This is a genomic window from Paenibacillus contaminans, assembly GCF_003285015.1.
Taxonomy (GTDB): domain Bacteria; phylum Bacillota; class Bacilli; order Paenibacillales; family NBRC-103111; genus Paenibacillus_V; species Paenibacillus_V contaminans.
On the sequence record NZ_QMFB01000007.1, the window covers coordinates 238,174 to 252,745 of the forward strand.

Below are 14,572 nucleotides of genomic sequence, written 5' to 3' on the forward strand. Positions count from 1 at the left end.
TGCTAGTTCAGGTTCGTTAAAGGACCGATAGTAAGCGGCACCCATCCTGTAAAAATTGCTCCGCCGGACAGGCTACGGTTCCTTACGGAGAGATCGCCCTTATGCGCCCGGATAATGCGGCGCGCGATCGTAAGACCCAGACCGACTCCGCCGCTTTCGGAATTCCGGGACGGGTCCCCCCGATAGAAGGGCTCAAATACATGCGGCAAATCCTGCACTTCAATGCCCGGCCCCGTATCTTCAATCGTGAAGACGATACGGCCGTCTTCCAAGTGCCACGCGAATGTAGTCGTTCCGCCGGCGGGCGTATGCCTGATGGCATTGTCGAGCAGGTTGCTTACCGCTCGCCGCAGTAAATGGGAGTCCCCCTGAACGGTTATGTCTCCTCTTTGCACGTCCCCTTCAAAATGAATCTCGGCGCCTTTAGCCTTGGCTACAGGGCTGTACTCCTCGGCAAGATCGGCAAAGAGCCGTCCCGGTACCACAGGTTCCGGCCGCAGCGTTTGCTCGATGGATTCGAGCTTGGTGAACGAAAACAAGTCGGATACGAGCCTTTCGAGAGATTCCGCTTTTTTCGTGCAAATCGAAAGGTATCGAGCGGTTTTCTCCGGATTGTCGGTCTTGCCTTTCTCCAACCAAGCCAAACAACCGCGAAGCATAAATAACGGCGTTCTTAAATCATGGGCGATTGCGCCTATGAAAAATCGGCGTTCCTCTTGCAGCTCGGACTCGCGGATCAGCGACTCTCGCAAGCTGCTGCCCATCGCATGGAAAGCGGAGCGCACGGTCGTGACTTCAAGCACGCTGGATTCGGGCAGGTGAAAATCAAGATCGCCGTCGGCAATCCGGCGTGCGGCTGCGCTCATGGCCTCAAGCGGTTTGACGACGACTTGGCCTATTTTCCAGGCGATGAACAGTATTGCTGCAATCGCTGCAATGATGGCGCATACCGTTGCCACCTCGCTTTTTCGTTGCGGGAGGAAAATAAGCGCTTTGCCCTGCAGTTCGCCTTGTTCGACGATATTGATTTGGCGTGTTGCGGATTCTTCCGTACCGATCGGTCCAGCAAGTACAATTTCGCGGCCGGAGCCATCCTGCAGGACGATTCCGATGCCCGCTTGCTTGGCGGTGCTTTGCAGCGAAGCCTGCCAATCCGAATCCGTCCATTGGGCCGCATTCGATTCGTTCACATTGCGGATTGCCTCAGCCAAGCCGGCTTGCTGCCGCTCATAGAGCGAGCTCTCGAACACGTAACGATCGAGCAGGTCCGACAGTTCAAACAATAACCGCGGCATAACAATGACGATAAGCATGCCGATGATCATCCACTGACGGATGCGAAGCCGCGGCTTCATCCCCGCACCCCCTCGAACCGGTAGCCGATGCCCCATACGTTCGTAATGATTTTCGGTTTTCGAGGATCCTCTTCGATTTTTTCGCGAATTCTCCCCACATGAACGGTAACCGTATGTTTGTCGCCAATCCCGTCCCAAAACCGCTGCAGCAGTTGATCGTACGTAAACACTTGGCGCGGATACTCCGCGAACAAGCAAAGCATATCGAATTCCTTCGGCGTAAGCGGCAGCGGCCGCCCGTTCAGCACGGCTTCATGCGCTTTTACGTCCAGCACAAGCCCGCCGAATCTCCATTCGGATTTCGTCTCTTTTTCGCTTTTGTCATAGCGTCTTAGTACGGCTTTTACGCGCGCTACAACCTCCTCCGGAGTGGCGGACTTGACAATATAGTCGTCCCCGCCCAAGCTGAGCCCGCGTATTTTATCCATATCCTCTCCGCGCGCGCTGAGGAACAGGATGGGGATATCGCGCGTTTTGCGGATGTGACGGCATAGCTCCAGGCCGTTTTGCCCAGGCATCATGACGTCCAGCAGCATACAGTCGACCTGCACGGTGTTAAGCGCTTCTAGCGCTTCGGTAGCACTGAACGCGAAGGCGGTTTCGAACTGTTCGTCCTCGAGGTAATCCCGCATTAATTCTACGATTTCTTTATCGTCGTCCACAATGAGTACCGTACGTTTTCCGTTCAAGCTCAAGTCGCTCACCTCTGCCGTTAATAAATGAGAATTTGAAAATATTGTAGCACAAAGATCGTTGTGCCTGGTTCAATTTGCATGAATTGTAACGAATCGGTGATTGTTTTGTGACTGTTTCACTCAGCCTTTCGTTAGATTCGCAGGTTACGATTAGTCATGTCGAAACGAAACATTTGCGGAAAGGAGGGTGATGGCATGAACTTCGGCCGAATCGCTTACAGGGTTTTGGCTTGGACCTTTCTCTGCTGTATTGTCATTCAAGTTTTTATTGCGGGAATGGCGACTTTCGGGGATCCGTCCAAGTGGCAATCCCATGCATCGTTCGTGAAAATATTCGCTATGGCGCCTCTGGTCATGTTCCTTCTCACTTTTATCGGAGGGATCAAAGGACGCGAACGGCTTCTCAGCCTTGCGTTATTTTTGCTAGTGGTTATGCAATTTCTCACGATTCAGGTGTTTTCATCCGTATTCGTCATTGCGGCGCTTCATCCGCTAATTGCGATGCTGCTGTTCTGGGGGGCGATTGCTGCGGCGAGGAAAACGTGATGGGGATGCGGGCCATTTCAGGAGAAATCAAACCGAATTCAAGGAAGGAAAAGGATGAACTAGCTGTTAACCGGACAATGAGCTTTAGTTACTGGAGGCAGCGGCGGGATCGGCGGTAACCGGCACGTACATGTCAACGGAGTCATAAATAAGAGATGACGATAAGGAGATGAAACTGTAATGGAATCCAAAATTACGCCTCAGTGGATGAAGCTGGTCCAATCACAGCATCCGGAGAAACTGTTGCCTTTCGCGCGCAATATGGATGAGCAGACGCTTGCCGCCATATATGGAATAGAGGTGGACACATACAGGGCGATTAAGAACCGCTTGACGCAGCTGGCAAGGGATACGGCTTTGGAAATGCTGGAAGATTCGGCGTTTGCCGGCAAGGTGGATCACTTGCCTATCCGTGCGGGCCATCTGGTGATTGCGGTTGGCGAAAGCACGACGGACGATCTGCTGTCTTGGTTCGAGCTGCTGCGCCATCTTGTCGAACTGAGGAGACCGGATGATGGAATCCGGTTTCTTAACGAAGGGATATCCGGAAATACGACAGCACAAGTTCTAGGCAGGATGAACGGTATTGCCGCGAGGGAGCCGGACTGGATCTTCTGTATGATCGGAGGCAACGACGTGATGAGAATAGGCCCGGAACCGGCCAAAATGCAGATCAGCCCAGAGGAGACGGCCAAAAACTTGACGGCGATCCGTCATATCGCCGCCTCCCGGACGAAAGCCGGCTGGGTGTGGATGACTCCTCCAACCTTTAACGAAGAGCGCGCGGCAGCTTATCCTTACTTTCAGAACGGCCAGCTTACTTGGCGGAACGAGGATATTACGCGTGTCGGCGATGTCATCCGCAGCCTGCCGGATAAAGTTGCAGATACGCAGGCTGCTTTTGCAGTGCTTGCCGCTCCGCCGCTGCTTGGTCCCGACGGCGTTCATCCTACACTAGAAGGCCATAAAGCGATCGTGAAACAGCTTATCGACGCATTCGCCGGAGGATTCAAGGCATGAAGCTTATCGTTTTCGGAGCAACCGGCGGCACAGGCCGGCAGGTTGTCGTTCAAGCCTTGGAGGAGGGGCACGATGTCGCTGCCGTCGTCCGCAAGCCCGAGGCGTTGGATATTCGCCACGATAAACTGGAAGTGGTCAAAGGCGACGTTCTTCTGCCGGCCACTTTCAGACAAGCGATGAGCGGGAAAGATGCGGTACTGTCCGCTCTTGGCGTATCGCACCGGAATCCGACGACGGTTTATTCGTCAGGAACGGCAGCGATCATGGAGGCGATGAAGGAGTCAGGCGTAAGTCGCCTCATCTGCCTATCGTCGGCGGGGCTGGATATCCCCGCCGATACGCCGCTGATGCAGCGGCTGGTTATCCGGCTCGTCATTCAGCGGATGTATAAGCACGCCTATGAGGATATGGCGCGCATGGAAGCGGCAGTCCGGGCTTCCTCCGGACTATCATGGTCCGTCATTCGCCCTCCGAGGCTGACGAACGGGCCGCGAACGAAATCTTATCGCACGGCAATAAACAAGCCCGTATCGCGTGCCGTTGGAATATCGCGCGCGGACCTGGCGGATTTCATGCTCCGATCGATTGCGGATCGTTCCACTTATCAAGCGTTAATGGAGATATCGAACTAAGAAGAGAGCAGGAACATGGAGGATGAAAAGTAAAGTCGGGATCCTATGGGGTTTGATCGTTGTGCTTACTTTGGGAGCGGCCGGTTTCGCCGTCGCCCCTTATCTTACTTTCGATTCTAGTCTCAGCCGGGTGGACATACATCCTTCTTTTCCGCCGCATTATCCGCTATTGCTTGTGCATATTTGGTGCTCCTTCCTCGCGCTTCTCATCGGTTGGCTGCAGTTTGTACCCGGACTTAGAAAGCGGAGAGCGGATATCCACCGGCTGTTTGGGCGGATTTATCTAGGGTTGGTCGCAGTCGGAGGCTTGACCGGGCTTACTGTCGGAATGTTTGCAACCAGCTATGTCAGGCAGATGGCCTTTTTGACGTTAGGTTTTCTGTGGCTGTTTACCGCCTGGAAAGGGTACCGAAAAGCGAGGCTGGGACGTTTCGATGAGCACGCAGTGTGGATGATCCGAAATTACTCCATGACGCTAGTCGCTGCCAGCGCGCGTCTTCTTACTCCGTTGTGTATCTTGATCTATTTGGCGGGGCATGGGGGTCAATCGTCAGGCGGCGTTGCGGCCGTATTGAAACAGGTGCTCGAAATCAATATCTGGGTCGGGCTCGCTGCGAATCTCGTCATTGCGGAATGGGTTGTTTTGAGTCGATTCAAAAGAACCTTCAAATGAAGATTAACCGGGAGGCATCTTTTGTTTTTATTAGAACAAGTTTTCGTCGCTGAGAATTAATCGGAACGCTGATTTTTGGGATTTTATTCTTGGCGATTAATTGGGATTCAATAATAGCTCCAACAGAAACGAATTTCATGAAACCCTTTGATACTTTTTATGAAGTTTTAGCTATTGGCATGGTTTATTATCTATTAAAGGACATATATAAAGGTAGAAGTTTTGGGAAGCGATTGCTTGGAATTGGCGTAAGAGATTTGGATAACGACTCCGTTACTCCAGGAGCTTTCAGATTGTTAGTCAGAAATGTAACCATAATTTTATGGCCGATTGAAATATTCCTATTGGTAGTTTCTCAAAGAAGACTAGGTGACATAATTGCAAAGACAAATGTAAAGAAATTATAGGATCCGAAGTAGGCTGGAACACAAAACCAAGGTACAGAGACGAATATGGAGTTTCATAATATTACCTTCAATCCAAAGCCGATCAAATTAGAAGTGTGCGATCGTAATGGCAGCCGTATTTCTACTTGTCATCTCTCGAATGAGTGAATCGGGAACGGACGTTCGAGGAGGCTCATCAGACATGGAGAACAAACTAACCGTTGCAAATGGGGGACATTTTGTTTATTATGGACATAGTGGGTCTACAATAAAAAATATTTTAGAATGGGAGGAGGGGACCATGCAGTTCTCCAAAAGTACAGATTACGCGCTACATGCTTTGCTTCATTTGGGTCACTCGGATCGATTCAAGAATGTAGGAATCAAGGAGTTATCTGCGACACTGGGCGTTTCGGAAAGCTATTTATCCAAAATCATGTCCAAGTTAAGGCAGGATGGAATCGTGCGAGCGGTACCTGGCGTGAACGGCGGTTATGAACTGGCGCGGCCAGCCGATCAGATTACGTTCCTTGATGTGATTCAAGTGATTGAAGGAAGACAGCATCTGTTCGAATGCTCGAATTCGAAATCGCAGCAGCATCTTTTGCTAGCGGAAGTGGATACTGCAGAGAAGAAAAGCCCCGAAAGCTGCCAGTGTTTGGTTGAGAAAGTGATGGTAGGCGCGGAACAGCATCTGCATCAATACTTGCAGGAGCACACGATTCAATCTGTCATGGATGAGGCCTTCAAGCGTTGTAATCATGAGGCAAACAAGAAGTGATACACTTCTTGTAATATAATTATGGATAATTTAGATCCATGGAGGTGTTTTTTTGTGACTTTGAATAAACAGCTATACGATGTGGCAATTGTTGGCGGAGGCCCGGCAGGTTTGAATGCGGCACTGGTGTTGGGGAGAGCCAGGAAAAACGTTGTGGTGATTGACGAAGGCCGTCCGCGCAATGCCGTGACTCGCGAGGCCCACGGATTTATTACCCGCGATGGAATAAGCCCTAGCGATTTTCGACGAATAGCCAAAGAAGAAATTAGCGCTTATCCTTCCGTGTCATTTGTGGAGGATACTGCCGAGTCGATTACGGGATCAAACGGTCATTTTCAAATATCGACTGAGCAAGGGCACGCCATAACGAGTAAAAAACTGTTGTTTGCAGTCGGCATGAAAGATCGGCCGCTGGACATTCCCGGACTGGCGGAGGTTTATGGGAGGAGCGCCTTCGTTTGTCCCTATTGCGATGGATGGGAACTAAGAGACGAGCCGTTAGTTATCATAAATAAAGGACCTGAGCTCGTGCATTTTGCTCCATTGATTTCCGGATGGACAGATCGTTTTACATTCTGCACGAACGGCCCTGACGAGCTGACGGATACGGAGCGCGAGGCGATCCGGCAAAAAGCACCGATATTCGAATCGCCGATTCGGCACATCGACTCGAAAGACGGAATCGTTCGTGAAGTCATTCTTGAAGACGGAACGACCATTCCGTGCAGAGGGATCTTTTTCAAGCCGGATCTGGTTATGGGATCGGACTTGCCGCGAGCCGTCGGATGCCACATCTCGGAAACGGGAAATGTCGTTGTCGATACCTATGGGAAAACGAATGTTCCGGGTGTCTACAGCGCCGGGGATATGACATCGCGGCTACATCAGTCTATTGTTGCCGCCTCTAATGGCGCAGTTGCTGCTGCGGCGATGAACAATGAACTGAATGCAGAGGCATGGTAGGGATACGGATGAATATGTCGGGCGGACAGAAAAATAATTTGAGCGATCAAGCGCCGAGTCTTTTACGAAAATAGTCAGCCATAATGATAAGGGAGGAATGATCATGAACGATTTTTTTAATGAAGCGCTTTGGGAAAAAGCATGGAAAGATCATAGCGATACCATCGTGAACAAGATGAAAGAGGTTGGAATTGTACCGTCCAAAGCTTTTGACAATAAAGCCATATCTTTTAACGAGCAATCGTTTAATGAAGAGGGGAGAAAAAGGAGTGCACGAATCCTGAATTGGATGGAAAGCCAAGGGGTTCGATTCGATAACGCCACCGTGCTGGATATTGGCGCCGCTTCAGGCGTATTTTCGGTGCCGTTCGCTGAGCGGGGAGCCCGCGTAACTGCAGTAGAATCCTCTCTCCCGCTGGTCGAACTGCTGCGAGAAAACACCGCAAAATTCGCCGAAAACAAGGTGGAAATCGTGCCCGAACCTTTTGAAGATATAAACGTTCAGGCTAGAGGCTGGAGCCATTCCTTCGATCTTGTGTTTGTTTCGATGTGTCCGATCTTTCTCGATTGGGAGAGTGTGGAAAAGGTACTTCTTTGCGCGCAAAAGTTTTGCTATATCAGTATGCCCGTGAGTTTTAACGAAAACAGTCTTGTGAATGAAATCTGGCCGATCCTCACCGGCAAGCCCTTCAAAACAAAACCGAAGGAAATGGGGTATTTACTCCATCTGCTATATCTCAAAGGCTACTCTTATGAGTCGCTTATAACACGGGAATCGAAAACGACGGAAGTCTCCAGAGAAGCTGCGTTGCAGGAAATGATGCACTTGCTTCCGATGCACGGTCTGTCTGCAGATGAACGGAACAGGAAATTGGTTGCAGACTATTTGGAGCGAGCGTATCCGTCCGGCAAAGTCGTCGTTCGGCAGGGCGGGCGTTTTGGCAAGGTGCTGATTCGATTGCAAGATCAGAGCATGTACACCTTATGAATGAAATGTCAAATATCTCTGAGAAGCATCTGCAATTAGTCGAATACTCAGGGATCAATCATCAAATAACACTTGGAATGCTTGAGAAGTCAAAAAAATGGCTGGACAATGTGCAGCTCAACGATAAACGATAACATTCCGTTATAAGCGGCAGTCTAGGACAGTTTCTCTCGTCCGTGGCTGCCGTTGATTTTTTCATGATGCAGATGTTCGACGGGTGCTTTCTTCGGATTCATTTTGCCGCATGGAAGCGTGATTGGCATTTTGCAGCAGTCCCGCTCCTGACTAGGGCCGTGCGTTTTTCGAGTAGGCCTTAGTGAACGCGGCCTTGGCTGTTCCACGCCGGTCAGATCGGCGAGAGAAGCTGCCCGACGGACGATAAATCGAAAAGTCAGTCGCCCAACCTCAGCCGATTTCGTAACCCGACACCGATTTTCACGTATAGAAAAGTAAACATAATCCCTTTCACGGATTCTTGTTAAAAAAACCAGAAGTCGAGGGCTGCCCTATGAATGAGGAGAATACGCATCAAGCGGATCTGTGGTATAGGCTGGCCGAGCGGAAGGCGGCTCAATATTTTGCATCGCTAAACGAGCAGGTCAAGGAAAGAACCTATGTACCCGCTTTGACAAAAGACTTTCAATTGTGGAAAAAAAGCCATATGGGTCGTAAGTCGCTGCTGCCCATTATTTCACAAGCCATTCGAAAACCGGATTCCCGGGATTATCACAACTATATACGCTGGCTGAACCATACAGGCAAACTGGATGGTTACCTGGATAGAAGCGTCTCTTATATTTACATGCGGGATTTGGGCAAGTCGCTGAAGGATCCCGCTACCCAAACCCGGATTCAGCAAGTAGTTGCCGACGTCAAAAGGTACTTGATTCGTTCCACGGCGGCAAACGGGGGAGTGGAGCCGGAATTTATGAGCTTGGTCGGGCTGTACGGTTGGGCCAGGAAGGAAGGGATAGAAACCTCCATAATCTGGGTAATCGAAAAGCTCAAATCCGTTTCCGCTCACATACCTAAGGAAATGGACGCTGAGAACTCGCTGCGCAAGCTTATCAAAATCATTACCGGCGTTGTTCTGCATGTAATCGAAGAGATGGGCGATCATACATCTCCTGAGGAACGTGCTAGCAGATTGGATGAAGCGATCCGGCTCGGGTATTCGTACGGTCTGACTTATCCTTTTATTGACGATCTGCTCGATTCTCCCGTCTTAACCGTTCGAGAGAAAGAACAATACGGCCGTATGATTCGAACCTCTCTTCTAACCGGTGTCGTGCCGGAACCAGGGAAATTGGCCGGACCAAACAAGGAATTGATCCGGTACGTACACACCGAGCTTCGTGACGCTTACGTTTATATCAAGAAGCATCAGCAACCGGAAACGCAGCGCCTTTTTTTCGAACAGTCGTATATCTTTTTTCATGCTCAGGATATGGACCGGATCAAAGAGCTTTCGAATCCGAATTACACGAACGAAGAGTTGTATGTGCCGGTCATCTTGAAATCCGCCTTTTCCCGGCTGATAGTCCGGTCTGTTATTCATGCCGCAGCGGACGAAGGCTTCGACCAACGAACCTTTTATTACGGCATCTATAACCAGCTTGCCGACGATTTTGCAGATATGTTTGAAGACATGAAGGCAGGCGCGGTAACACCCTTTACGTATTATTTGACCTACAGCGGCCAGCGTCCGGACTTGATCAATCCCTTTGAGCTGTATTGGACGGTCATCTCGCATCTGATCCATCACGTGTACGACGATGATGCCAAAACCCGGGAAGTGATCCTTGATCGTGCCGTCAACGGTTTAAAACGATGCAGGCAGCGCGTAGGCGCGGAAACGTACAACGAGATCGTAGGTGCGTTCACTTCGGGAATTCCGGCATTCAATCGACTTGTCCAACAAATGGTCGGCAGAGAGGCCGATGTTAGTTTTTTCGACAAACTGCTCCGAGACCAGATGGTGACCGTTCTGAAAAACGAGCGAATAGAAAAGCAGCAGTTTCTCGAAAAGGTCAAAACGGTTCGAGAGCAAATCGACAGACTGCTGCTCATTCCAAAGCAGGACGGGATTCCTCCGATGAAGGAAGCGATAATCGACGCCGCCAATTACAGTCTCGATGGGGGAGGCAAACGTCTGCGGCCCATACTGGCTTGGGTCATGGGAGTCGAGGAATACGGGCTTCAGGCAGCCGCGATCGCTCCGCTGCTGAGATCGGTGGAATATATGCATACAGCCTCGCTGATCTTCGACGATTTGCCGTCTCAGGACAACGCGACCGTCCGCAGGGGGCGTCCAACCCTACATGAGGTGCACGATAGCGCCACTGCGGAATTGACCGGCCTGTTTCTGATCCAAAAGGCGGTAGAGGAACAGGCTTCCCTGGACGGGTTTGAGCCCAAAGTCGTGATGTCCCTGATGCAATATTCGTCGCAAAAAGCGGGGGACATGTGCGCCGGACAGGCGATGGATTTGCAATCCAAAGGAAAAGTGCTGACACTGGAGCAGTTAAACGGCATATGTTTTTACAAAACCGGAATCGCCTTCGAGGCCTCACTGGTCATGCCGGCCATTCTCGCTAAAGCCGAGGCGGAGGAAATTGCCGGTTTGAAAAGATTTGCCTACCATACGGGAATTGCCTTTCAGATCAAGGATGACTTGCTTGATGCGGAAGGGGATGTGCATGTACTAGGGAAGCCAGCAGGCAAAGACATCGATAATAGCACCTCGACTTTCGTGACCGTCCTGGGCCGGGAAGGCGCCAAAAAAGAGATGTGGGAGCATTACTGCCTCGCCATGAACGAGCTGAAAAAGCTGCCGCGCAATCCCGTATTTTTGAAGCATTTGCTGACTTATATCATTAGCCGGGATAATTGACGTGAGCAACATAACAACAGGCTGCCGGCATAAACGGCAGCTTGTCTTCTAAAGAGAAGTGGAGATCGTACACTTGTAAGGAGGAAGTTGACATTTACGTTTTAGACAAATAAGCTTAATTGAAAATAAATAGGGTAGATTTGGGAACCTTTTATTTTGTTTTTTCGTTATACAAAAGGAATGATAGAATTTATCTTCATAGTTATGAATACTCGGAGGGTCGGCCGGTGGAATTTATCAAATTAACTTGTCCAAATTGTAATGGAAAAATCGAAAATAAAACAGGGAAAACATTCAAATGTCCTTATTGTGAAACGGAATTATTGTTGAAGGAGAATAACGTCTATTATGTTGACCAAACGATCAACAACTACTACGGGACATCTCCTGCGAATACGGCAGCACAACCAAAGGCGAATGTAAAGACGGTATTCATTGTGGCGCTCGTACTGATTTGTTCTATAGTCGGCTATTTCCTTTTGACTAACAATAAATCGGATGACAGCAGGGAAGTAAAGTTATCGATTCGATCCATGCCTGAGAGCGAAGTCCTTCTGTTCTTTTTGAAAGATATTTTTAACAAAGGTGCTGCTATGCCTACAGAAGAAGAAATCGCAAGCATCCGTTATTTGTCTACTCGCAAATATGAAGATCAATGGCACTTTGCGTATAGCTTTGACGATCCGTTCACGAATGAGCAAGCTAAAATTTCCGATTATGTCATTACGGATAAGATATTGAATACGCAAAGAATCGAACAAAAAGACTTTGAGACATTTAGCGGACTAACGGAGTTACATTTGATGAACGAATACGAAATTTCGCAAAGTCGGAAAGTGAGTTTTCGACACTTAAAAGGGTTAAAAGGTTATACGGGCGGCTTTAACGAATCATTTAGCTCGTTTGCACATTATTTTGGCGATAAAGCTAAAATAGTAGAACTCTCTACCCAAATTCGAAGCAATGCGGAAATGGCTTTATTGTTAGAGTTTCCGAATTTACAATCGCTTGAAATTACATATGTCGATGAATCCGTTACAGACTTCCATCTGCTGAATCAGCTGCCGTTAAAGTCATTAGGAATAACGTTTATCAATGATGTAAAGTGGTTGTCTTCATTAACCGGTTTAGAGTCGTTGGCGATAAATTATAGCGATGCAACAGATTTCAGTTCGCTTTATTCACTGAGTCAATTACAAGAGTTGAAGCTTTCGTTTGTAAAGAATTTAAAAACGCTTGATTTTATTCAAAACATGCCTAACCTGCAATCGCTCGATATTGAGAATGCCGCCATTACGAATTTAGAACGCCTTAGAAATAAGCAATCGTTGACGAAGCTGCATGTATCATCTCTAAGTCAATTGGGATCTGTTGAGGTTGTGAATAGCTTGACTTCACTGACCGATTTATCGATAACCGGTTATTATGGATCTGAATCGGCATTCTCGTTGCCGAATTTAAAGAAAGCTGAATTATCAACTTCTTTCCTAACAAAGTTAGAGGCGCCTGCTTTAAAATCTTTAACTGTTTATATACGAGGCATAGGGAATGATTTGAATGGAGCAGATTTAGTGAAGTACCCGCAGTTAGAACAACTTTCAGTGATGGAAGGAACCTTTAAAGGTATCCGTTCTTTAAATAGTCTGCCTAGTTTGCAAACATTAAATCTAAATGAGACGTCTTTTTACGAGGAAACGAGTGCGGTTTTCAATTTGCAGCATGTAAAAACGATAAATTGTTATGAATGTAAGCTCGAATTTAATGATCAGGCTCCGCTTTCAAATAACACACTGGAACATTTAACTTTGAATCATGCATATTTTCAAATAGGTAATGAGAATGTGAATGAAATGGATAACGTATTGCCTCACTTTGCTAATTTGACAGCCTTACGTTCATTTACGATGCAAGACAGTTCGCTTCAATCGTTGGATTTCATGAAAAAATGGCAACAAATTGAGGTGCTTCATTTAGAAAATAACGCTATTTCAAATGTAGAGCCTCTGGTGAATCTGAAAAAATTACAAAAAGTATATATTTTGGGGAATCAAGTGCAAAACAAATCTGTTCTTGATAATGGGATTTTGATTTATTGAGGTTACTACATTATCCAACTGAAAGTTAGTCAGGAGGAATTACAGTGCTGCTGAAAGATACGGATCAATTGGACGATCTAAAGGATTTTCTGATTAACTGGTACGGAACGTACGACAGCACCTACGGTGTGCAGGTGGATGAGATTCCAGCATATCTGCCAAAGGCGCTGCATGAATTATATGCTTTCGCAGGACGCTGGAAAGACGGTTCGGACGAACACCTCGAGAACTCCCCAGAAATTTTTCAACAACAGGATTGTCTTTATTCGGTGGAGCGGTTGAAGAAGGAGCAGGATAAGGTTACGTTTCTCGAGGAAAACCAAGCAAACTGGACTTGCCAAGTGGAGGCGGGCAACAAAGATTCACCTGTCTACTGCGACGAACGCTTGCTTTGGGATGATGATGCAGAGGGATTTATCGTGGTAAATGACTCTTTGTATCATTTTCTGAAAAGTTTTTGTTTACAGGAGGTTGTTTTTGGCTGCAACCATCTTTATTCAATAGAAGGGAAACTTGAAAATATACAGATGTTGTTTGATAAGCCGATTGAAGATGTATGGCTAAACGGGCATTATATTGGCCCCAAAGAAGAGGGACCTACACACGCATTTTACCTATGCGGGGACGTACTGATCATGAAACGTTTTGGTGACTATTGGTTAGGATCCAACTTTGATTTGCCTCCAGCCTTGAATAATGATGTCTTGTCTGCAATCAAACTGAGAAGGATTAAGCCCGATTAAGTCTTTTAAAGAATGCAAGCTAGCAAGTATGTAGTAGCAATTAAAGAACAGATTTTTAAGAGTTTTTATTTGAAAAAAATGGAGGGATCATGTTGCAGCAGCGCTTTAACGATATGATGAAGCAGGACGTAAAGCCGTTCCTGGCCAAGCATGGCTTCGCAAAGAAGAGTTTGAATTTCAGTAAGATATCGGAAAGCCTCATCTACATGTTCAATTTCCAAAAGTCCTCCGGCAATTCAGCGGACAATGTAATGTTTTATGTGAACTGCGGTATTTATTCAGCGGAGCTGGCACAGATACAATCCAAAGAGATTCTGACGGCACCTCAAGAAGCGGAGTGTCACTTTCGAGCAAGAATGAGGGAAATTGTTGAGTCTGCTCCAGACCGGTTTGCAATCACTGCTGATACGAATATGAATGATTTAAGAAATACGCTGCTAAGCGGATTAGAAGAGGTTATTCATTTCTATGATACGATGACTAGTGCGAGATCCATTGTTGATTATTACACTTCAGGTCCATTTTTACATCTGGGCGAAGAGAGCTTTCAATTGTTACTACAATCCAATGATGTAGGAGCGGCCAAACATTACTTGAAGGCATTGCATGAAAAGCACGGAACAGAACAGCGATGGACCATATTCGAAAATAAATACAAGGCCATCTTCGATAAATACGAAGTGGAATTTAATACGCTATAAGTCAGCATAGTGGACGTAAATGTGAAATCAAAGGAAGAGGTACCGTTCGGGTCAAGACATTACCTTAATGGGGACGAGCTTTCCACTAGGTCCCAGTTTA

Annotated in this window: 14 protein-coding genes; 12 read left to right on the plus strand and 2 right to left on the minus strand. The window is 47.7% G+C overall.

Going from position 1 to position 14,572, the window contains the following annotated elements; translation table 11 throughout:
- Window positions 1-2: 2 nt before the first annotated feature.
- Window positions 3-1,355 (minus strand): sensor histidine kinase, encoded by a 1,353-nt coding sequence (locus DQG23_RS14570; protein ID WP_158560499.1) that lies wholly within the window; start codon window positions 1,353-1,355, stop codon window positions 3-5.
- Entirely contained in the window at window positions 1,352-2,044 is a 693-nt protein-coding gene (locus DQG23_RS14575) for a response regulator transcription factor (protein WP_113031671.1), read from the minus strand. Before DQG23_RS14575 ends, DQG23_RS14570 begins: the two co-directional genes overlap by 4 nt.
- 201 nt (window positions 2,045-2,245) lie before the next feature.
- Between DQG23_RS14575 and DQG23_RS14580 the strand changes: the two genes are divergently transcribed.
- From DQG23_RS14580 to DQG23_RS14635, 12 genes are all read left to right on the plus strand, one after another.
- On the plus strand, window positions 2,246-2,596 hold the full coding sequence (locus tag DQG23_RS14580; protein ID WP_113031587.1) for a DUF6220 domain-containing protein: 351 nt from the start codon (window positions 2,246-2,248) through the stop codon (window positions 2,594-2,596).
- A gap of 180 nt (window positions 2,597-2,776) precedes the next feature.
- Window positions 2,777-3,616 (plus strand): SGNH/GDSL hydrolase family protein, encoded by an 840-nt coding sequence (locus DQG23_RS14585; protein WP_113031588.1) that lies wholly within the window; start codon window positions 2,777-2,779, stop codon window positions 3,614-3,616.
- Window positions 3,613-4,248, plus strand: a complete 636-nt coding sequence (locus tag DQG23_RS14590; RefSeq protein ID WP_113031589.1) for an NAD(P)-dependent oxidoreductase — start codon at window positions 3,613-3,615, stop codon at window positions 4,246-4,248. Before DQG23_RS14585 ends, DQG23_RS14590 begins: the two co-directional genes overlap by 4 nt.
- 22 nt (window positions 4,249-4,270) lie before the next feature.
- Window positions 4,271-4,921 carry a DUF2306 domain-containing protein gene (locus DQG23_RS14595; RefSeq protein ID WP_113031590.1) on the plus strand — a complete coding sequence of 217 codons (651 nt, stop codon included), beginning with the start codon at window positions 4,271-4,273 and terminating at the stop codon, window positions 4,919-4,921.
- Window positions 4,922-5,001: 80 nt separating this feature from the next.
- Complete coding sequence (locus tag DQG23_RS14600; RefSeq protein ID WP_272949049.1) at window positions 5,002-5,328, plus strand: RDD family protein; 327 nt, start codon at window positions 5,002-5,004, stop codon at window positions 5,326-5,328.
- A 280-nt stretch (window positions 5,329-5,608) separates the two neighbouring features.
- Window positions 5,609-6,088, plus strand: coding sequence for an RrF2 family transcriptional regulator (locus tag DQG23_RS14605; RefSeq protein WP_113031672.1), 480 nt, complete (start codon window positions 5,609-5,611; stop codon window positions 6,086-6,088).
- A gap of 60 nt (window positions 6,089-6,148) precedes the next feature.
- The gene (locus DQG23_RS14610) at window positions 6,149-7,051 is read left to right on the plus strand and encodes an NAD(P)/FAD-dependent oxidoreductase (RefSeq protein WP_113031673.1); all 903 of its coding nucleotides are present in this window, start codon (window positions 6,149-6,151) and stop codon (window positions 7,049-7,051) included.
- A gap of 103 nt (window positions 7,052-7,154) precedes the next feature.
- Window positions 7,155-8,039, plus strand: coding sequence for a class I SAM-dependent methyltransferase (locus DQG23_RS14615; protein WP_113031592.1), 885 nt, complete (start codon window positions 7,155-7,157; stop codon window positions 8,037-8,039).
- Window positions 8,040-8,547: 508 nt separating this feature from the next.
- Window positions 8,548-10,932, plus strand: a complete 2,385-nt coding sequence (locus DQG23_RS14620; RefSeq protein ID WP_113031593.1) for a polyprenyl synthetase family protein — start codon at window positions 8,548-8,550, stop codon at window positions 10,930-10,932.
- A gap of 227 nt (window positions 10,933-11,159) precedes the next feature.
- Entirely contained in the window at window positions 11,160-13,028 is a 1,869-nt protein-coding gene (locus DQG23_RS14625; RefSeq protein ID WP_113031594.1) for a leucine-rich repeat domain-containing protein, read from the plus strand.
- Window positions 13,029-13,072: 44 nt separating this feature from the next.
- Window positions 13,073-13,771 carry a hypothetical protein gene (locus tag DQG23_RS14630; RefSeq protein WP_113031595.1) on the plus strand — a complete coding sequence of 233 codons (699 nt, stop codon included), beginning with the start codon at window positions 13,073-13,075 and terminating at the stop codon, window positions 13,769-13,771.
- Between the two features lie 89 nt (window positions 13,772-13,860).
- Entirely contained in the window at window positions 13,861-14,472 is a 612-nt protein-coding gene (locus DQG23_RS14635; protein ID WP_113031596.1) for a DUF4304 domain-containing protein, read from the plus strand.
- Window positions 14,473-14,572: the final 100 nt, after the last annotated feature.